Origin of the sequence: Iodobacter arcticus (assembly GCF_042664895.1) — a bacterium.
In the GTDB taxonomy this organism is placed as follows: domain Bacteria; phylum Pseudomonadota; class Gammaproteobacteria; order Burkholderiales; family Chitinibacteraceae; genus Iodobacter; species Iodobacter arcticus.
Genome location: NZ_JBHTBQ010000001.1, coordinates 73424 through 93778, shown reverse-complemented (window position 1 = coordinate 93778; position 20355 = coordinate 73424). Strand labels below are relative to the sequence as shown.

The 20355-nt window shown below is 47.1% G+C and carries 14 protein-coding genes; 9 read left to right on the top strand and 5 right to left on the bottom strand.

Going from position 1 to position 20355, the window contains the following annotated elements; genetic code table 11:
- Positions 1-7: 7 nt before the first annotated feature.
- The 6 genes from ACFQNF_RS00435 to ACFQNF_RS00410 all read left to right on the top strand — a co-directional run bounded on the left by ACFQNF_RS00435 (position 8) and on the right by ACFQNF_RS00410 (position 8038).
- On the top strand, positions 8-1726 hold the full coding sequence (locus tag ACFQNF_RS00435; RefSeq protein ID WP_380185278.1) for a type I secretion system permease/ATPase: 1719 nt from the start codon (positions 8-10) through the stop codon (positions 1724-1726).
- A 177-nt stretch (positions 1727-1903) separates the two neighbouring features.
- Positions 1904-3247: an HlyD family type I secretion periplasmic adaptor subunit gene (locus ACFQNF_RS00430; RefSeq protein ID WP_380185276.1), complete on the top strand. Its 1344-nt coding sequence runs from the start codon at positions 1904-1906 to the stop codon at positions 3245-3247.
- Positions 3248-3257: 10 nt separating this feature from the next.
- Positions 3258-4586, top strand: coding sequence for a TolC family outer membrane protein (locus ACFQNF_RS00425; RefSeq protein WP_380185274.1), 1329 nt, complete (start codon positions 3258-3260; stop codon positions 4584-4586).
- Between the two features lie 190 nt (positions 4587-4776).
- Entirely contained in the window at positions 4777-5325 is a 549-nt protein-coding gene (locus ACFQNF_RS00420) for an REP-associated tyrosine transposase (protein ID WP_380185272.1), read from the top strand.
- Positions 5318-6451 (top strand): acyltransferase family protein, encoded by a 1134-nt coding sequence (locus ACFQNF_RS00415; RefSeq protein WP_380185270.1) that lies wholly within the window; start codon positions 5318-5320, stop codon positions 6449-6451. The genes ACFQNF_RS00420 and ACFQNF_RS00415 overlap by 8 nt, the downstream gene beginning before the upstream one ends.
- Before the next feature lie 57 nt (positions 6452-6508).
- Complete coding sequence (locus ACFQNF_RS00410; protein WP_380185268.1) at positions 6509-8038, top strand: class I SAM-dependent methyltransferase; 1530 nt, start codon at positions 6509-6511, stop codon at positions 8036-8038.
- Between the two features lie 456 nt (positions 8039-8494).
- Here the strand turns inward: ACFQNF_RS00410 and ACFQNF_RS00405 are convergent, their stop codons facing one another.
- Entirely contained in the window at positions 8495-9832 is a 1338-nt protein-coding gene (locus ACFQNF_RS00405; protein ID WP_380185266.1) for a Fic family protein, read from the bottom strand.
- A 311-nt stretch (positions 9833-10143) separates the two neighbouring features.
- Here ACFQNF_RS00405 and ACFQNF_RS00400 point away from each other — a divergent pair, with 311 nt between their 5' ends.
- Positions 10144-10857, top strand: a complete 714-nt coding sequence (locus tag ACFQNF_RS00400) for a glycoside hydrolase family protein (RefSeq protein WP_380185264.1) — start codon at positions 10144-10146, stop codon at positions 10855-10857.
- A 160-nt stretch (positions 10858-11017) separates the two neighbouring features.
- Here ACFQNF_RS00400 and ACFQNF_RS00395 read toward each other — a convergent pair whose 3' ends face one another.
- Entirely contained in the window at positions 11018-13972 is a 2955-nt protein-coding gene (locus tag ACFQNF_RS00395; protein ID WP_380185262.1) for a DUF4214 domain-containing protein, read from the bottom strand.
- Positions 13973-14589: 617 nt separating this feature from the next.
- Here ACFQNF_RS00395 and ACFQNF_RS00390 point away from each other — a divergent pair.
- Positions 14590-15720: a hypothetical protein gene (locus ACFQNF_RS00390; protein WP_380185260.1), complete on the top strand. Its 1131-nt coding sequence runs from the start codon at positions 14590-14592 to the stop codon at positions 15718-15720.
- A gap of 324 nt (positions 15721-16044) precedes the next feature.
- Here ACFQNF_RS00390 and ACFQNF_RS00385 read toward each other — a convergent pair whose 3' ends face one another.
- On the bottom strand, positions 16045-16602 hold the full coding sequence (locus ACFQNF_RS00385) for a DUF5610 domain-containing protein (protein ID WP_380185259.1): 558 nt from the start codon (positions 16600-16602) through the stop codon (positions 16045-16047).
- 208 nt (positions 16603-16810) lie between these two features.
- Between ACFQNF_RS00385 and ACFQNF_RS00380 the strand changes: the two genes are divergently transcribed.
- Complete coding sequence (locus tag ACFQNF_RS00380; protein ID WP_380185258.1) at positions 16811-17416, top strand: YitT family protein; 606 nt, start codon at positions 16811-16813, stop codon at positions 17414-17416.
- Between the two features lie 52 nt (positions 17417-17468).
- Here ACFQNF_RS00380 and ACFQNF_RS00375 read toward each other — a convergent pair whose 3' ends face one another.
- Both ACFQNF_RS00375 and nagZ read right to left on the bottom strand, forming a co-directional pair.
- On the bottom strand, positions 17469-18092 hold the full coding sequence (locus ACFQNF_RS00375) for a PEP-CTERM sorting domain-containing protein (RefSeq protein WP_380185256.1): 624 nt from the start codon (positions 18090-18092) through the stop codon (positions 17469-17471).
- Positions 18093-18616: 524 nt separating this feature from the next.
- Positions 18617-20161 (bottom strand): beta-N-acetylhexosaminidase, encoded by a 1545-nt coding sequence (gene nagZ / locus ACFQNF_RS00370; protein WP_380185254.1) that lies wholly within the window; start codon positions 20159-20161, stop codon positions 18617-18619.
- Positions 20162-20355: the final 194 nt, after the last annotated feature.

Below are 20355 nucleotides of genomic sequence, written 5' to 3'. Positions count from 1 at the left end.
ATATTTTATGAAGCAGCATTTACAGCCTCGCTCTGAATTGGCCAGTGTATTACACGGTTTACGCCAGCATTTTTGGGTAGCGGGCATATTTAGTTTCTTTATTAATTTACTCATGCTGGTGCCTTCCATTTATATGCTGCAAGTTTACGACCGAGTCCTAGCCAGCAGAAATGAAACCACTTTAGTCATGATTACGGTGATTACGCTGGGGCTGTACGGCTTAATGTCTTTACTAGAAATGGTGCGCTCAAGGCTATTGGTGCGAATCAGTAGTAAATTAGATTCACAGCTTAATGCGCGGGTATTTACAGCCGCTTTTGAGCGCAATTTAAGAGCGGGCAATAGTGATGCAGGCCTTGCCTTGGCCGATTTAAATAATATTCGCCAGTTTTTAACCGGCCAAGGTTTATTTGCCTTTTTTGATGCGCCTTGGGCCCCTATTTATCTGGCCGTATTATTTATGCTTGGATCCTTATTGGGCTGGCTAGCCGTGGTGGGCGCGGTACTCTTGACTGGGCTTGCCTATATCACCGAATTAGTCAGTAAAAAACCCATAGCCGAAGCAGGCACCCATTCCAATTTAGCCACTCGATTTGCCAATAATAATTTACGTAATGCCGAAGTCATCGAGGCAATGGGCATGCTCGATGGGCTAATGCAGCGCTGGTATAAGCATCACGGTAAATTCCTGGCCTTGCAAGGCGAAGCCAGCGATAAAGCTGGTGGTATTTCGGCCATTACCAAATTCACCCGTATTAGTTTGCAATCTTTGATTTTAGGCGCAGGAGCCCTACTGGTGATTGAAGGCTCCACCACGCCGGGCGCGATGATTGCCGGTTCTATTTTAATGGGCCGGGCCTTAGCCCCCATTGAGCTAGCCATTGGCACATGGAAGCAATTTATTAGCGTGCGCTCGGCTTATTCCCGCCTGCAAGAACTCATGGCCACCTTCCCTGCTCGCCCTGTAGGCATGAGCCTGCCCCGCCCTAGCGGCCAGCTTTTGGTCGATAACGTATCCGCCGTGATTCCCGGTACGCAGAATATGGTGATTAAGGGCATCAATTTTGGCATGGCAGCAGGGCAAATTTTAGGCATTGTCGGCCCGAGTGCCAGCGGTAAATCATCGCTAGCGCGACTTCTAGTCGGTATTTGGCCCACCGTCATGGGCAAAGTACGGCTAGATGGCGTGGATGTTTACACTTGGAATAAAGCCGAGCTGGGCCCGCATCTAGGCTACCTGCCGCAAGACGTTGAATTGTTTTCTGGCACCATCGCTGAAAACATCGCCCGCTTTGGCGAAATAGACAGCGAAAAAGTCGTCGCAGCAGCGCAAATGGCCGATGTCCACGAAATGATCTTGCGCCTACCCAAGGGCTACGACACCGCCATTGGCGAGGGTGGATCAGGATTATCCGGCGGCCAGCGCCAGCGCATCGGCCTAGCCCGCGCCCTGTACGGCAATCCCAGCTTAATTGTACTGGACGAGCCCAACGCCAATCTGGATGAGCTGGGCGAGCGCGCCTTGGTGCAAGGCATCTTAAGGGCCAAAGAAGGCGGTGCCACCATCGTGCTCATCACCCATCGCACACACGTACTGGCCGTAGTCGATTTATTACTGGTGATCGCCGACGGCACCTTGCGTTATTACGGCCCACGCGATCAAGTTTTGGCTGCGCTCAACCCGCCACCAGCCGTCGCACCGGCCATGGCAGAGCAGCAATCTTAAAGCGTCTACTCATTGTATTGAAGCACGGCGGCTTGCACTTCGAATCATCGTAGAGCGGGTGAAACCCGCGTATTTTTTAGCATTGCTCGCGGGTTTCACCCGCCCTACAAAAACGATTAATCAACAGTCTGTACGCGGGTACACCCCGCCAAAACCCCAATAACTGAGGGCTGCATCATGTTAAAGCTTGCCAAACAAATCTCCCCCGAACCGGTATTAGATGTTGATAACTCGCTCACCGACACCCGCTCTGTCACCCGGCTAGGCTTGTTTATTCTTTTGTTTGGTCTGGGGGGCTTTCTGCTTTGGGCCGCTTTTGCCCCGCTGGATGAAGGTGTACCCACCAATGGCGTGGTGAGTGTAGAGAGCAAACGCAAGGCGATCCAGCATTTACAAGGCGGCATGGTGGCTAAAATTCTGGTCAAAGAAGGCGCAGAGGTGGCCGCAAACCAGCCCTTGATCTTGCTCGATCAAACACAAATTAATGCCATTTTATCCACCGTGCAAAATAACTTCTGGCAAACCCAAGCCTTGGCCGATCGGCTGAGTGCCGAGCTTAAGCACGCACCGCAAATCACCTTCAATGAAAAAATGCGGCAAGAGAGCAATCCCCAAGCCAAAGATATTATGAAAACGCAATCTCAGCTTTTTGTAACCCGCCGCACGGCACTGATCAACGAAGGCAATATTCTGCAACAAACCATTGCCGGGATTAATGAGCAAATTAACGGCCTGCGCGCCCTAGAAGCGGGGCGAAAACAACAAATTAAATTGCTAGAAAAAGACATCGCTGGTCTGCGCGATTTAGTAGCCGATGGCTTTGCCCCGCGCACCCGCCTTTTTGAAATGGAGCGCTTATTTGCTCAGGTGTCTGGTGAATACGGCGAAGGCCTCAGCCGCATAGAACAAGCCAGCCGGCAAAAAGGCGAGCTTAGCCTCAGAATTTTGCAACGCACTCAGGAATTCAACAAAGAAGTAGAAACCCAGTACAGCCAGATTCAAGGTGATTTAAACCGCTGGAATAATGAGCTTAAAACCCGGGAAGAAGACTTGGCCCGCACCGTTTTACGCTCTCCCACAGCAGGCCGCGTAGTGGGGCTGAATATTCATACCATCGGCGGCATTATCCGCCCCGGCGACACCCTGATGGAAATCGTGCCAGAAAACGACGAACTAGTCGTTGAAATCCAGCTGCCACCGCATTTAATCGACAAAGTACACCCCGGCCTGCTGGCTGATATTCGCTTCGCCTCCTTAGGCAACAAAGGCACAGCGCCAATTCTGGAAGGAGAGCTCACAAGTATTTCTGCCGACCGAATTGTAGACCCGCACGGCAATCCTTATTTCAGTGCCAAAGTAGTGGTCACCAAAAAAGGCCTTGCCGAGCTAAGCCGTGAAAAGCTCGCCATCCAGCCGGGCATGTCTACCGAAGTCGTCATCAAAACCGGCGAGCGCAGCCTTCTGGATTACCTGACCCGTCCGTTATTTAATCGCCTTGCCTTTGCCTTTACCGAGAAATAAGGAGATCCCTATGCACAGCAAGATCTGCTTAATCCCCCTGTTATTTTGCGCTGCCAGCCATGCCGCAGATTTAGCCCAGCTTTACCCCAAGGCCATGCAAAACGACAGCCGCTTTGCCCTTGCCAAAGCACAAAACTTAGCCGCGCAAGAAATTGTCCCCATTGCCAGAGCCGCCTTACTACCTAATTTATCACTCTCTGCCCAAGGCAGCCGGGAGTGGGTTAAAACCGAATTTGATATAGGCGAAGGCGCAAAAGAGCAAACCATTGCTAAAGACTATTTATTTAATGGCCAAGTTTACGCCGCCACCCTTGTGCAACCCTTATTCAAAATGGCCGCATGGGATAATCTATCGCAAGCCGAGTTTCAGCAAAAAGAAGCCAATCACGCGCTTGATCGCAGCCAGCAAGAGCTTATTTTAAGGCTGGCCCAGCAATACCTTGATGTGCAGCTGGCTTTTGACAAGCTTCAGCTCTTAAGCGAGCAAAAAAAGGCCTATCAGGAGCAAAAAACCCAAGCCACCAAATGGTATGCAGCAGGCCACGGCACCGTGACGGATGTAAACGAAGCGCAAAACCGCCTAGATTTTGTTGATGCCGATATTCTTTCTGCCGAAGCTGCACACAGCAGCAAGCTGCATGAACTCAGCGTTACCGTTGGGGAGCCGATGAGCAGACTGGCCCACCGTAAACCCACCGATATGCAGGCCGATTTGCACCTGCGCTACCCATTGGCCGAATGGCTTAATCAGGCCAAGCAAAACAATCCCATCCTCTTTGAGCGCCAGGCTTCGGTGAACGCCGCTCAATTAGAAATCAGCAAAAATATCGATCAACACCTACCCACCGTTGATCTGCGGCTGCGCAGCAGCTATGAGCACAGCCCCAGCTATACCACGGTAGATAATCTGATCAAATCTAATAGCATCATGGTCTACGCCAGCATTCCGGTTTTCTCCGGAGGTGAAATCAACGCCCGCAGCAAACGCGCCGTCGCCATGCACACCGCAGCCACCGAAGATCAGCGCAGCATGCAGCAACAAGTTGAGCTGGGCTTACGCCAGCAATATCTGGACTTAAGCTCCAGCTCTGCACAAATCAGAGCCCTACAAGAAGCCGTGCGCTCTGGTGATGTGCTCATCCAATCCACCCGCAAAGGTATCCAATCCGGGGTTCGCAGCAATGTGGATTTGCTCAATGCTCAAAGCCGCTTCTTTGAAGCCCAACAAAAACACACAGCCGCCCAATACACCTACCTAAGCGGCTATATCCGCCTAAAATTTTATGCCGGTACATTGCAAGAAACAGATTTGCAAGCGGTAGATCAGGTATTGCGTTGAGGAAGCAAAATGTTTTTCGTAGGGCGGGTGAAACCCGCCAAGCTTTGCGATGAAACACGAAAAACGGCGGGTTTCACCCGCCCTACGGTTTATTTGTAAATTGATATAAATTTGCAATTTCAAATTCATATTTTTTCCTAGAGCCGGTGCTTACCCGCCGTGTTTTATTTTAAATAATAAAGACGAAACAATGCCCAATTACATTCGATCAAATATTGGAGGCGCATGTTACTTCTTTACCGTGGTCACCGAACACCGGCAAAAGATACTTACCAATCCTGATATACGAACTGCACTACGCTCGGCTATTCAACAAACTAGGATCACCCATCCTTTTCAAATCGATGCATGGGTATTGCTACCCGATCACCTGCACTGCATATGGACACTACCAGAAGGTGATGCTGACTTTTCTAATCGTTGGCGATTAATTAAAAGAGATGTCAGCGTGATCTGTGGCCCCAATTATTTAAATCCTGATCTTTTAAGCCAAAGACGGATCAACAGACAAAATTCAACCATTTGGCAGGCACGCTTTTGGGAGCACTTAATTAGAGATGATCCAGATTATGAAAATCACATGAATTATCTACATTTCAACCCTGTAAAGCATGGATTGGTCAAAAAGATCGCAGATTGGCCTTGGTCATCATTTCACCGATATATTGCACGCAAAACCTATCCAGCGAATTGGGGTGGAGTAGGTGATAAAAATATTGTTATGCCATACGATGATTGAACAACAACGGCGGGTTTCACCCGCCAAACACAATAAAAACACTCACCATAAAACGAGGGAATCGATGTCGCCACACTCCAGCAATATCGCATTTAACCCCAAGCTAGAGCATATTCGCGCTTTGGCGGCGCTATTGGTTTTTTTCTATCACGCATTTCATCATTTTTATGGCAGCTGGCAATCGTTTCCTTCCTGGCCCTTACTCGCCATTTTTACTGAAGGCCATATTGGCGTTGGTTTATTTTTTACTCTTTCCGGCTATTTATTTATGAAAATAGCCATCAGCGGAAATATTGATTATCGCCGCTTTATTTTCAACCGTTTCTTGCGTATTTTTCCATTATTTTTACTGGTTTTTTTCTTAGCCATTTCGCTAGGCCGTGATAAATTTCAGCCTCAGGATTTACTCTATTTATTCATCAGTAATATTGGTAAGCCCGCCACTTCTGATTATTTTGTAACCGGTGCAGCATGGACTATTTCAATTGAATTCACTTTTTATCTTATTTTTCCATTTCTAGCACTCTTTGTCCGCCAGCAAGGCTTGGTCTATATTGGCAGAATGCTGCTTATTTTTTTAGTTTTAAAATTATGTGTACTTAGTCTTGCCGCACACCCTGCCCATGTATTGCAATCCACACTCATTGGCCGGCTTGATCAGTTTTTAATTGGCATGGGCTTTGCCACATTAGCGCTCGGCTCTTTTTTTAAAAGGCCCTATGCATTAATAATAACCACGCTAATCATTATCTCGATCAGCGTATTCCGCTCCCAATACGCTATTTTATTTAATGAAAGCAGCCGCAGTTTTATTTTAGTAATCTGGTATACCTTAGAAGCATTGCTATGGGGGCTGTTTATTTATGCCTATGCAAATACTCAATGGCGTCTACCTGATCTAATAGAAAAATTTCTATCTTTTATCGGGCAGCGCTCTTATTCATTTTATCTATTGCATGCCATGGTTCTTTATTTATTAAGTCATTATCTGGTTAGCGATTTATCTATCCCTATTTTACTAGGAAAAATCACTCTGGCACTACTGCTAAGTTGCCTGCTAGCCGATTTAAGCTGGCGTAGTATTGAATTGCCATTTTTAAACTTGCGTCAGCATTATGTTCATTAAATAATTCGTTGATCAAATCACCCTTTATCTATTTATTAACAAGCAAGGAAAATCAGCATGAGCGATTGGACAGCAGGCTATATAGCAGATATCGGATATACATTTGGCTATTACAGTGAGCTTAATCCGCTACGGGTAAAGCTGGCTTTTCTGAGCGCTGGCTTAGCCTATCCAGAAATGGGTAATGCATGTGAATTAGGCTTTGGCCAGGGAATGAGTGCTAATTTGCATGCAGCCGCCAGTGTAACGCAATGGCATGGCACCGATTTCAATCCGTCTCAGGCGGGCTTTGCCCAAGAGTTGGCCGGTATTTCTGGTGGAGGGGCTAAATTATTTGATGAAGCCTTTGCTGATTTTGCTGCCCGCAGTGATTTACCCGAATTCGATTATATCGGCCTGCATGGTATTTGGAGCTGGATATCAGATGAAAACCGTGGCGTAATTGTTGAATTTATTCGCCGAAAACTAAAAGTAGGCGGTGTTTTATATATTAGCTATAACACCCAGCCCGGCTGGGCCAGCTTTGCTCCAATACGGCATTTAATGACCGAACACGCCGAGATTATTGGTGCAGAAGGCAATGGCATTGTGAGCCGGATTAATGGCGCACTCGATTTCACTGAAAAACTACTTGCCACCCAGCCTATGTATGCACGGGCAAACCCGCAAATCGCGGAGCGAATACAAAAAATAAAAGAACAAAATCGCCACTATCTGGCACATGAATATTTTAATCGGGATTGGCTGCCTATGCACTTTGCCACCATGGCAGAGTGGCTAGAGCCCGCCAAGCTCAGCTTTGCCTGCTCTGCGCATTATATGGATCATATTGATGCGATTAATTTAACAGCGGAGCAGCAGCAATTTCTTGCGGAAATTCCAGACGCTATGTTCAAAGAAACCACGCGTGATTTTATGGTGAATCAGCAATTTCGCCGCGATTACTGGGTGCGTGGGCCACGCAAACTCAGTAAATTAGCGCAGGCAGAGCAAGCTCGGCAATTGCGCGTGCTGCTGGTTCAACACCGTGCCGATGTATCGCTCAAAGTAACAGGCAATCTGGGCGAAGCCACTATGCAAGACCATGTTTATGCGCCCATTTTAAACACCATGGCCGATCATCAGATCATCAGCCTTGGGCAAATCGAACAAGCCACTGGCCTGGCTTTATCACAAATTTTACAAGCCGCCCTCGTGTTAATTGGCGGAGGCAGCGTGGTGGCCGTGCAAGACGATGCCCATATTGCCAAAGCCAAAAAAGCCTGCGAAAAACTCAACCATTATTTATGCAATCAGGCGCGTGGCAGCCACGATATCAGCCATCTGGCTAGCCCTGTTTCAGGCGGGGGCATTAGCATCGGGCGCTTTCAGCAGTTGTTTTTACTGGCCCGCAGCCAAGGCAAAAAGCACCCGGCAGAATGGGCACAATTTGCTTGGCAAATCTTAGCCATGCAAAACCAAACCTTGGTAAAAGAAGGGCAAACTTTAGAAACGGAAGAAGACAATCTCGCCGAATTAAATCGCCAGGCGCAAACGTTTTCAGAAAAGCAGCTGAGCATCTTTAAAGCGCTGGGAATCGCCGGGTAAGGCTTAGTAAATCAGCTAGCGGGTTTTGCTCCAATTCTGTCAGCTTAAGCGAAACTAGCGGGGCATAATGCTTTTGTAGTTTGGGTTAGCTGATTTATTCGCCTATTTAAGGGCGGATAAATCAGCGTAACCCAACATTTAGGCGCAAAAGAATGTTGGGTTACGCGATAAAGCCTGCTAACCCAACCTACAAACTGGAAATAGCCGGATGAGGTTTAATTATTCAGCTAGCGGGTTTTACCCCAATCCTATCAACTTAAGTTTTTGTCTTAGGATAAAGCGGCATTTCGTAGGGTGTACAACGACGAAGTCGTTGCGCACCGAGAGCGGTGCGCAAGAAAAACGACTTGCACACCCTACGCAAAACTAAATCTTGCCCTGTTTTTTGCCTTAAGTTGATAGGATTGGGTTTTACCCGCCCTACAATGATTTAATCCTTGTAATTGTACAAAACATTTAAACCAGTCTTTGCAATAAATCTAATGGCGCAATATATAAAGTAGTTCTGCCATCTTTGCTAGGCAGTAGCAAACGGTACTCCGCCAGCTTGTTTAAATAGCTTCTGGCGGAATTATCCGCAATGCCATAATCGCTGACTATTTCTTTTACTGAAAAATACCTGCCCGGTGATTTGCTGGCTTTTTTAATAATATCTTTTTGCACAAAATTAAGTGCCTGACCAAATTTTGATTTCTCCAGCAGCGCTACAACCTGATTAAACTCTTGCGTTTTTTCTTCAAGGTATTTTTTTAGCTCATCAAAGGCTTGAATAATAATATCCAGCTGATAATCAATAAAATAGGTTAAATCGTTCTGATCTGTTTCTGTATATAAATAAGACAGGCCATAATCCTTGGGGCTGTTTTTAAGTAATTTACTAATAGAAATATACTTAAACAGATCGTACTCATTCTTAAGCATAAACCAATAAAACAGAGCTCTGGCTGTGCGGCCATTGCCATCCCTGAATGGGTGCTCAAAACCCAGCATAAAATGCAGAATAATGGCCTTCACTACCGGCGCAATAAACTCGCAACCATCTAGGCCGGAATGATTGGCATTGGCAAAATCACACAGCGCTTGCAAGCGCTCCTGAATTAAGTGGTGTTTAGGCGGCTGATGCGCAATGCCCCCGTTGCCGTCTTCCACAAAAATATCGTCGGCATCCCTAAAATGCCCGGGCAAAACGCTATTGCCCGTTGTGCCTTCTGTGGCTACCCGATGAAAATCTAAAATCAAATCAACCGTTAATGCTTGCTTACACTCTTTTTCTGCTTGTTTAAGCAGAAAAAAATTATTAAGAATCATCCGCTCGTCTTCATTAAGCGGCGCTCTTTCATCCTCCAGCATTTTTTTTGCCACTTCACGCGTGGTAGCCGCGCCCTCCAGCTGCGCACTGCTGATGGCTTCTTCCATAATTAAGGAGGAGACAAGAAATTTGGCCTGAATTTGCATCGTAGCGGCCATTCCAGCCACCACCGCCACGCTGCCACCTGCCGTCTTAATCACCTGATGCAGCTTGGCTTCCATCGAATTTGGGATGCAATAGCTAAAGGATTCGCCTTGCTCGTCGAATAAATCGATCTCCTTCATCTGGATAAAGCGCTGAAACTTGATCGCAAACCAAATATTTTGCGCTTCATCTCTGGGAACCCGCCATTTCAGCTTATCCCAATGCAGATAGCGGCCCTTGCTATCGGTTAAATCATATAAAGGCAGATACTTTTGGAGCGTTGGAAAATCAACCTGCACCAGATCAAATTTTGGCGCTCTCTCTACCCTTGGCTTAGCCATAATCTCAAATCCATCATTTTGCGTTAACAGCCCTCAGCATGACATGCCTGTGGCTAAAGTCAATCTTGCATACATTTTCAGCACCAAAATACAGCGGTAGCAGATCGTATTTAAACTCTGTATCTGCCACACAATCACCTCCGTCACACTTCCAAACAAAAACCACTGCACATTTACTTTGCCTCCGCCAGCCTGCACAAACGAAGTAATGGCCATAGCGAACAACACTGTGTCGGCTCGTATTCCAAACAGAACTTACCTGGCAGAAAACCCGAGGCTATTCTCTTTGATAAGCAATCAGGAGCAAAACCATGTCACACCAGATCAATCCGGCAGGTCTTAAGCTGGTTAAACAGTTTGAAGGCCTTTATCTGCAACCCTACACCTGCCCGGCGGGAGTATGGACAATAGGCTACGGCCACACAGATGGCATCAACGCCAGTACGGCGAATATCAGTGAAGCGGAAGCCGATGCTTTACTTGCCAAAGATCTGGCAAAAGTGGCTGCCGCCATTGAGAAGCTGGTTAAAGTAAAGCTGCACAGCAATCAGTTTTCAGCGCTTTGCAGTTTTACTTTCAATGTAGGTGTGAGCAGCTTGCAGCACAGCACCCTGCTTAAAAAACTAAACGCAGGCCATGATGCTGCCGTACCCGCTGAAATGGCCAGATGGAATAAAGCGCGTGAGCCCGCCAGTGGCCAGCTAAAAGTACTCAAAGGCCTGGTCGCCCGACGGGCCGCAGAAGCCAGCTTATGGCTGGAGAGCCACGATAGCTTTATTAACGCCAGCACCATGGCGCAAAGCGTTTCTGCCGATGAGCACGGCTATCAGGTGATTGCGCGCAAGGGTTTAAATCTGCGCTCGGGGGCCGGTTTAGAATTTTCTATCCTTGAGCTGCTGCCTGCGCAAAAGAAGGTATTTGTATTAAGAGAAAAAGAAGGCTGGGCCGCCATTGATCTGGACGGGGACGGGCTACTGGATGGCTGGGCCTTAGCTGATTTTTTGCGGGAGTATTCTGGGGTTTAATCACACAGCAGATAAAGCAAATAATGATGGCTCTTACTCATCAGGCATCATTCTATTTATGTGTTTAGATAATTTATAGAAAAACCCCCGCATCCATAACAGATGCGGGGGTTGGGTAAACGCAGCAGGTGTTTAAAATCTCAGCCTGCTGCATTGAGCTTTACGCAGCGATAATGGCCAAGTTAGCGTTAGTAAAGAGTACATAATCGGCCGCAGTCATATCAATGGAGCCAACCAGAGTAACAACATCGCCTGTTTCCAAAATGGTATTGGTACCGCCATTGGCATCAGCAGTCAGGATCAACATACGACTATTGGTAGTGTCATACAGCGATACAAAAATCTCAGCAGAAGCAGTGAGACCCGTAATGGTTGAAGTACCAATCGCAGCATCAAATGCTGCTTGCAAGGTACCGGTTGTAGTGCCACCGGTAGTTAGCTTGATTAAATCTGCACCCGTAGTAATCGCTGCAGCAGAAGCATTAACAGCAACAGATTGAACAACTGTTGCTGATACTGCAGCCGTTGCGACTGTTCCGTTTAAGGCGCCTCCTGAGTAATTAGCATTTGTTGCAGACAGATTCAATACGTCTGAAGTTGCTGCAGAAGTCCCGATTACAAAGTCCATCACGCGGGACGCAGTACCAATGATCGTGGATACCGCACCTGACGCCGTATCACCACGCAAGACAAAGTTATCAGCGCCTGTGCCACCTGTTAATGAATCGGCAGCCGTTGTAGCAGCACCTGATACCCGGTTGGCTAAGGTGTCATTACCTGCACCACCCACCAAGGTATCTGCCACAGTAGAACCAACCAAGACATCGTTGCCCGAGCCGCCCGTTGCAGTAATTGAAGCAGTCACCACACCTGTCGCAAGCATCGTTAAGGCGCCCGTTAATGCAGAAGCATTAATTGTGGAAGCGCCGGTAATGGCTCCAGCAAAGGTAATATCATTGCTGCCGGTAAGGTTGATCGTGCCTAAAGTACCGCCGGACAGACCCGCCATCGTCAAGCCGCCTGTTAATGTAGCAACATCAAATGCTAGGCCCAGTACAGTAGTCGAGCCAGCCACAGCAGCAGTCGCTGTACCACTGCTCAGGTTTAATGTACCTACGCCAGTTGTAGTAATCAGGCCAGTTACATCCCAGCCATTTGTGTTCAGCGTTAATGTATTGGTATTGACTGTTGGAGTAGCAGTAACGCCTATCGTACCAGCAGAATTAGCGCCCAGACCAATGGTTGTACCCGTGTTAACGGTCGCAACAGCGCCTGTTGTTACTGCAGCATGCACATTGATCGTGTTAATACCCACCAGCTTGGTTGCATCAATCGAAGCGCCCAAGCCATCATTCAGACGTAGCGTTTCAAAATTGGTGTAGTTAGCGGCATTGGCTGCAGTCGTTACGGTTACAGCAACAGCTGTTGCAGAAGCAATCGACAAGATATCCGTGCCGTCGCCACCGTTTACACTACCACCAGTCCCCATAATGCCTGCTGTTACCGTGTCGTTACCTGCACCCGTGGTATGAGCAACGGTGGATGCTGCCACGGTAATAGTATCAGCGCCGGTAGATGAAGTGCCTACAAACTGCTGACCTGCGGCCAAAGCTGTTGTAAGAATTACGCCACCTGTGCTGGTGCTGGTGATCACGCCTGCAGCAGTCAGTGTTTGTGCATCCGCTGTAAATTTACCTGCGCCAGAAACATTAAGCGTAGTTGCAACAGCACTGCCTAATGCGTCCACTTGCAAATCTACATCTGCTTTTACCGCTAGCGACACCGCTTTTGCAGTAGTGGCGGTTACGTCGAATGAGCGGCTGCCTGTTGCATTAATGGTTAAGGATGTAGCTTCTGCATCGGTAACAACCGTTGTACCCGCATCAGTACCCGCAGCACCTTCATCCACACCGTTTAAATTAAGCACTAAAGCCCGTGTTGCAGCTGTTGCCGTGAGTGTCACATTGTTAACTGTTGTTGCAGCATTTAAATTGGTCAGATTAAGTGTAGTTACGCCATCGCCAGTAATCGTAGATGCGCCTGTTGCACCACTTACGGTTACTGTTTTCAGCGTGCTACCCGTTGCAGCCGCCGTGCCGCTACGATCAGTAACAGCTACCGCAGCACCATTGGTTACACTTACCGAAGCAAGTTTATTAGCTACGGCAGTACCACCAATTGTCACATTACCTGTACCTGCAACCACTGCTAAATCACCGCCTGTTCCGATCACGGCCACATTACCCGCGCCTGAAGTAGCAACACTGACATTCGCGGTATCTGCCGCGGTAACTGTCATTGCGCCTACACCATTGATCGTGGCCTTTGTAAGCCCAGTCCAAGTTGTCATATCTGCAGTTACACCTGCACTAGACGACAAGGTGACAGTTTCAATATTTTTAACCACTTGGCTAGTCGAAGTAGCAATCGCTGTCGTATCAGAAACGGTTAAAACATCCGTACCCGCACCACCATCCAGACTATCCAGAGCGCCAAAACCGCCTACCGCTGTAGAGCTGAAGCTATCGCTGCCTGCTGTACCCGTAAAGCTATCGATACCGGTAGTCAGGGTGAAGGCTGAGCCTTGAGTAACAATCGAATTCAAATTGGTCGTCACTGCTGCTGTTTGCGCCGCTTGATTCGCCGTCGTTACCGCGGAAAGGAAAGTACGTGCGGTATCTGCTGCTGTAGTGCCTACGTATTTTAAAATACCAGTCGCATCAGATGCGGCTGTGGTGTAAGCCGCAGCAACAGCCAGTTTAGAATTTAAGGTGGTTAAATCCGTACCCTGTGCACCATTCAATACCGCGACCGCCATAGTGCCAACAGTCATACGGCCTTGGCTAATTTCGTTTAGATAAAATTGCAAGCCAGCAGTTTCTGCCGCGCGGCCAAATGAGGCTTGGTAAACAGCGTTGATTTGTGCGGCCAAAGCTTGCGAGCCATACAATGTTACAGATTCTGTGGAGGTAGCGAATGCGCTGGCAATTGCCGATGCACCGCCTTCTTTATCAAATTTTTCCGCCCAAAATTGCTGCCCAGCATAGTCGGCTGGACGTTGATAATAAGCGACATAGAGTTTTTGCACGAATGCTAATGCTGCTGCAGTTGCCATTTTTACGAACTCCTAAAAGTTTATGTAAGCTATCGTCCAGCTTCACGCCAGGGCTTTTCCATAATGGATTGCGCCTCGGACAAATGCATTGTTCTCTCACCCTATTTTTAAAAATGTGATTGCAATCACAAAAGCGCATTTACCCTTGCATAAGAAGGTGAACGGTGGTCTTTTATTTTTAATATTTTATAAGTCATTGTTTTTATTAAAAAACATAAATAAGCCAACAATAAGTACTTTGTTTTTATCTTGTTTTTTTCTAAAGCACTGCATTCGCCTGTTCCTTTCAAGCCACCTGTTCACTACAACAGCACTTGACTAGAGAATAGGAATATGAAAGTTAAACCCTCGTCGTCAAGCTAAACCCCAGCTGTTTTTGGCACTTAAGCTTGGTATTCAATGAGCAAAAACACGGAAAAAGAGGCAATCTCCCCCTGTATTTAAGATTTAATTAAGCCAATAGCAAACATAGAGACAGCAACTTGCTACTGGTATTACACTCGCTACAGCTCAGTACGCTCATCCCCCATCATGCAGCTCATTTTTTCTTCTTTTTGCCTCTTATATAGTTTATTATTCATTCAACTATAAACTTATAGTAGATAAAATAATTCACTATGAAACACTATCCCCGCACCGATCTGGCTAAGCGTTATTGCGATACGCTCAGTGGGCTGAGCTTAATCAGCAGCACAAAAAACCTATTCCTTGCTGCCCCGCGCCGGGTGGGGAAAACGCAATTTATTAATAATGATTTAATCCCTGAGGCACAAAGCCGTGGCTGGCTAGTTATTTATGTGGATTTATGGAGTGATCAGAATAAATCGCCCAGCGCATTGATTTGCGAAGCTTTGCATCAAAAAAGTAAAGAAATGGAAGGCCGATTACTAAGCACAGCCAGATCGGCAGGAATTGCGGGCGGGCAAATTGGCGCAGGGGAGTTCAAGCTTGATTTCACCATTCCCGCTGAAGACATCCCCACATCAGTTAGCGAGGCTTATCAGCAGCTGAAAGAGCGGGCAAAAAACCATACGGTGATGCTGGTAGTCGATGAGGCGCAGCAGGCTTTAAGCAGTGATGATGGTAAAAAATCGACCTTTGCGCTGAAATCAATCCGTGATACCTCTAATCAGCAAATTGACCAGGCAGGGCATGATTTTGTACTGGTTTTTACCGGCTCGCAGCGGGATAAGCTGTCCAATCTTTGCAGCCCGAAAACGAGCGCATTTTATGGCAGCTCGGTAGAGGAGTTTCCGCTGCTAGACAGCAATTTTATTGAGTTTTTTATTTATGCAGTCAACGATGCCATCGGCAGCAACGCAGCTAAAAAACTAAAGCGCGAAAGCACTTTGGGGGCTTTTCAAATCTTAGGCTGCAAGCCTGATTTGCTGATTGATGCGCTAGGTAAATATATGCTGGAGCCAATCGAGCACTCCATCCAAGATGTGGCACTGAATATGGTGAGATCAGCCGCTTTTGAGATTGAAACCACGGTGAATGCTTTAACCCCCATTCAACGTGCGATCTTTAAAACGATCACACTCAACTCGCAAAATAACTTTGCGCCTTTTTCCAGTAATGCAATAAGCCAATATGCCGCAGAGCTGCCTGAAAATACCAACCTCACGGTTTCAACTGTGCAAGCGGCCATCAGCGCATTGCGAGATCAGAGCTTGCTCTGGCAGCCCTCTTCTGGCAAATATCTACCCGAAGATAGCTCGTATCTGGCCTATTTTAGAAGCCGCTGAGCCAGTCCAAAATCATTGAGCAGTTATCTTATCAAGAGAGGTAATACCGCTCGTCGTGCGGCTGCAGGCCGTATTTCGCACCAGTTCAAAAAACCTTAAAAATTATCACCATTTGGCTTTATAAAAAAAGGCGGCTTACGCCGCCTTTCAAATGGACTGCCTTCGCAACGCGTCAGGCTTAAGACTACCCTATTGTGAAAACAGCAGATTGGGTGATATTTCGATGGTTTTTTGTTAAATAGCCAGCGATTCGCGTCAATAATCATCAGAAACGATTGCAAGCCAGAGATTTACTCTAAGGGTTGCTGAAGCACTAACAAACAGCTATGCCTTAACTTTTTTGCTAGCCAAAAAGTCATCCAGCCCTTTTTGCACCAGCTCATAGGTTTTCTCCACATTGCTGGCAATCGTGCCATCCAATACTTGCAAGCTTTTCAGAATCTCTTTTGCCTCTTTAAAGCCTTGCTCTACCCCGCCGCGAATCACCTTGGTAAATTCTTCGGCGGTTTTTTCCGGGTCTTGCCCCGGTCTTTGCTTGGCAAATGCTTCATAAAATCCAGTGGACAGTGCCACAATTCGTCCGGCAGTGCCCTCTGGTGAATTATCTTGCCCCATCGCGTTTTTAATCGCGTCGTCGCCAAATTCAGGCTGCAATACTTCATTGATTTTATCGATGGCACTTCTAAATAAAAGCTGCATCGGCTTATCGCCACTACTGATCGAGACTTGCAAAGAAGCTTGCAAGATTTGCTGATTAGCTTGCGCACGAATGCTTGCTGCGTTGATTTCAGGCTTTTTATCTGTTTCCTTGCTCTCTTTGATGTCTTTACTTGCTGAAGCAGCGCTGCTCACGGGGTTCGATTGAGAAACAGAGTTAATCACGATAAAGCTCCCTATCAATAATGTCTTGCATAAAGGTATACGCCAGTTTATCGGCCTCAAAGTGACTTAACTTCAGTCACATCTTACCCGCCCTGATCGGCGGCTTGATTTTGCGCAATAAATGTAAACTTTGCGACTTCCTTCCGTTTACCCGTATAGCATTCGTAGCTATGCTCCGCCCCTGCTTTTTATTTTAAATCGGTATTGTATGTCCCAGCCTCAACACGCCCACACTCTGTTAGAAGACTTGCAAGGATTACTCACGGGTGTCTTATTAATGGCGCTGGCGATTCAGTTTTTTAAACAAGCGGGGCTGCTTACTGGTGGCGCAACCGGTTTAGCTTTTCTGCTGCACTATATTGCGCACTGGTCGTATGGCACGGTGCTGTTTCTGATCAATCTGCCTATTTATATTTTTTCTTACCGCATGCTGGGTAAAGAATTCACGCTCAAAACTTTTGCCTGTGTAGGCACGCTGGCCTTGCTATGCGGTTGGCTACCCGATTTAATTAATCTAGGCGATATTAATCCCATTTTTGCCGGGCTGATGGGCGGATTATTGGCAGGTGTTGGAATTTTGATGCTAATCCGGCATAAAGCCAGCTTAGGTGGTGTCACCGTACTGGCTCTGTATTTGCAAAAACGCTTTGGCTGGCGCACAGGTTATGTGCAATTGGTGGTCGATCTATTTATTTTATGCGTGGGTTTTGGCGTGGTTGACCACAAGCAATTATTAATTTCTGTTTTAGGCGCATTTGCTTTAAATCTGGCGATTGCAATTAACCATCGTCCCGACCGATATATTGGCATGTAATCAGTACGCTATAAAAATGAACGCCCCAAACTGGGGCGTTTTTTTATAGGGATTAAACTCTTTTACGGCGGCGGGCCATCAAGGCAACTAAGCCCAAGCCCATCAATGCATAAGTTTCTGGCTCTGGCACAGGGGCTGCCACCATACCCGTTCCCCTAATACCCATTAAATCAAAGCCAGGCGAACCGCCCGCGCTGCCTTGGCTGCGAACCATGACTTGATTTACCGCGCTTAACCCTGTGCCTACTAAGCTAAGTGATGCGAGCTGTGTACCCAAACCAACACCGCCACCTTCAGTTACTTTACCAATAAATGTCCAGCTGGCCGTACTACCTAAGCGCCCAAAAATACTGGCAACCTCATGCGCCCCATTTGCCACACTGTAAATCCCAAGGGACCCTGTAGCTTGCTGATTTGAAAACCCATACACCGCTTCATAAGCTTGCGGCAAAGACGCCCATTCACCCGCAACCGGTGCACCGGTAACGAGGGCAGGATTCACTGCGCCTACTGTATAAAAAGCAGATGAACCGCTCACATTACCCAAGGCGGTTGCGTTATTGCCCGATCCATCTTTAAAGCTAATAAACTGATCTACATAAGCATTAACGGCATATGCTTGGCTAAACAAACTGGCTAATACCACAACAGCAGCTGTATTTTTTAAGATATTCATCGCAATTCCTTTATCTATTAAAAAAATAACAATTTCAGCTGCAATTGCAGCACAGAAAAAGTACTTATTTAGGATGGGCTAACTACTTAATTTGCTTTTTCTGGGCGTATTTGTACCCACAACAGCCCATCATTTCAATCTGCAATTTTCCTAAAAAAACTTATCTGGTATTAGCGATATATATAAAAAATCACACGAGCACTAAGTGGTTTTTAGTTTCATAAAATACAGACGAAGAAATGCGTCTTCCCATAGATTTTAAATACATAAAATCCGTTTTCTTTCATAAAAAAGGCAACCAACCATGGTTGTATGACAAAATGAAAGCAAGCAATAAAAATATGAAAGAATGATTGGTATTAGAACAAAATATAATGGCGAGAACTACATCACAGCAAATAGATTTAGCATGCAACTAATTGCCTGCATATCGCCTCGCAAACCAGATCAACAAATGCCTTGCAAGAAAACACCCCGGGCGACAGTCACCACGGGGATTAGCTTTTAACTCAGTAATCGTGCACTCAGCCAGTGCACAGCTTTTGCGCCAATGCATGTAATGCAGCGGGCCGGTTAGCGCAGCAGCTTAAACGCCCAAGCGCTTTTGGCGCTAAATCTAAATCATAAGGTAAGCGCCCCGCGATCAGCCACAGCCGGTCTTGCGGTAAAGCGGCAATCAGAGCCTGCTGCTCAGCAAATAAGGTTGCATTGTAAGATACAAAAATAATTTGCTCAGCATGAGCCGCTTGGCTAAGCACCGCATCAAGCTCAGCAGCATCAGGCTGCAAGGCAATCCACTGCTCATTCACTCTGTAGCCTAGCTCGCTTAATGGCTGAGCCAGCGAGTTACGCGCCTCTGGCGTTTTGCCAAGCGCCACTTCATCGATTTCAGTATGACTACGCACTTCGGCACTCATTAAAAAGACCGGCTTATTTTTATCTAATCGCAAGGCTTGGCCAGTAATCGCAGCTTGATGTACACGCGCTGATAATTGCAATGCTTCAGGGGCCAGTAAAGACGGCGCAAGGTTTGCCCAATCCGACATTTGATAGCGCTGCTTTAATGCGAGGATACGCAGTACAGATTCATCAATACGCGCAACCGAAATATCGCCTGCTTTAACCGCCTGCAACACGGCAGCCAAAGCCGCCGCTTGTTTAGCAGGAGTATGCGAAATCAACACAATATCGGCCCCGGCTTGAATCGATAATACCGCGCCTGCCACGGTGCCCACCCCCTTGCCAATCGCATCCATTTCTAGGCAATCGGTAATCACCACGCCCTGATAGGCCAACTCATTTCTTAATAAGCCAGTGAGAGTGGCATGTGAAATAGTTGCAGGCTTACTCTCATCTGGCTCAATGGCGGGGAAAACGATATGAGCTGTCATTAAGGCATCCAGCCCAGCGCCAAAAGCTGCTCTAAACGGGGCAAGCTCAACGGCATCTAATCGTGCTCTATCATGAGTCACCACCGGCATCCCATGATGAGAATCAACCGCCGTATCGCCATGCCCCGGAAAATGCTTACCCGTTGCTGCCATGCCAGCAGATTGCATGCCCCGCAAAGCGGCCAAACCAAACTGGTTGACCTCGCTCACGGTTTCACCATAAGCACGCACGCCAATCACCGGGTTTTGCGGATTATTATTAATATCCAGCACTGGCGCGAAGTTGATATTAATCCCCAGCGATTTCAACTCGGCATTACCCACCTTGGTGAGTGCTTCGCAATCTGCCTCACTGCCAGCGCTTTTAAATGCCATCGCTGACGGCAAAGGCGTAACGCCATGCTCGATCCGCATCACCATGCCGCCTTCCTGATCTGTACCAATCAGGAGCGGCACATTGCTTTGCTCTGCGTTGATTTCTTGTAAGCGTAAATTCAGGGCAGCAAGCTGGGAAGGCGTTTCAACATTACGACGAAATAAAATAATACCGCCAATCTGATGCGCTCTAAGCATCTCTTCAATATGCGAATTGGGCACAAGACCATCAAATCCCACCATAAACAACTGGGCTACTTTCTGGCTAAGGGTAAGCGATTGTAAGCGTTCAGTGGCGTGCATGAGAGATACTCCAAGAAGGGATAGGATAGAACTTCGCCATTATAATGCGGCGGGTTTCACCCGCCCTACGCGCTTTGTAATGTTGACAAGATGAGCAAAGTAATTTGCCATGGCAACCTAAATGTCGGATTACGCTTCGCTCACCACGACCTACAAAGGCAAAATATCTGCCCTCCGCCCATAAAAAAGCCGAA

Coding starts and splice junctions, on each gene's coding strand:
- ACFQNF_RS00415 (WP_380185270.1), top strand. CDS start 5,318: ATGATTGAACAACAACGGCGGGTTTCACCCGCCAAACACAATAAAAAC.
- ACFQNF_RS00430 (WP_380185276.1), top strand. CDS start 1,904: ATGTTAAAGCTTGCCAAACAAATCTCCCCCGAACCGGTATTAGATGTT.
- ACFQNF_RS00390 (WP_380185260.1), top strand. CDS start 14,590: ATGAAACACTATCCCCGCACCGATCTGGCTAAGCGTTATTGCGATACG.
- ACFQNF_RS00375 (WP_380185256.1), bottom strand. CDS start 18,092: ATGAATATCTTAAAAAATACAGCTGCTGTTGTGGTATTAGCCAGTTTG.
- ACFQNF_RS00410 (WP_380185268.1), top strand. CDS start 6,509: ATGAGCGATTGGACAGCAGGCTATATAGCAGATATCGGATATACATTT.
- ACFQNF_RS00380 (WP_380185258.1), top strand. CDS start 16,811: ATGTCCCAGCCTCAACACGCCCACACTCTGTTAGAAGACTTGCAAGGA.
- ACFQNF_RS00425 (WP_380185274.1), top strand. CDS start 3,258: ATGCACAGCAAGATCTGCTTAATCCCCCTGTTATTTTGCGCTGCCAGC.
- ACFQNF_RS00400 (WP_380185264.1), top strand. CDS start 10,144: ATGTCACACCAGATCAATCCGGCAGGTCTTAAGCTGGTTAAACAGTTT.
- ACFQNF_RS00395 (WP_380185262.1), bottom strand. CDS start 13,972: ATGGCAACTGCAGCAGCATTAGCATTCGTGCAAAAACTCTATGTCGCT.
- nagZ (WP_380185254.1), bottom strand. CDS start 20,161: ATGCACGCCACTGAACGCTTACAATCGCTTACCCTTAGCCAGAAAGTA.
- ACFQNF_RS00420 (WP_380185272.1), top strand. CDS start 4,777: ATGCCCAATTACATTCGATCAAATATTGGAGGCGCATGTTACTTCTTT.
- ACFQNF_RS00435 (WP_380185278.1), top strand. CDS start 8: ATGAAGCAGCATTTACAGCCTCGCTCTGAATTGGCCAGTGTATTACAC.
- ACFQNF_RS00405 (WP_380185266.1), bottom strand. CDS start 9,832: ATGGCTAAGCCAAGGGTAGAGAGAGCGCCAAAATTTGATCTGGTGCAG.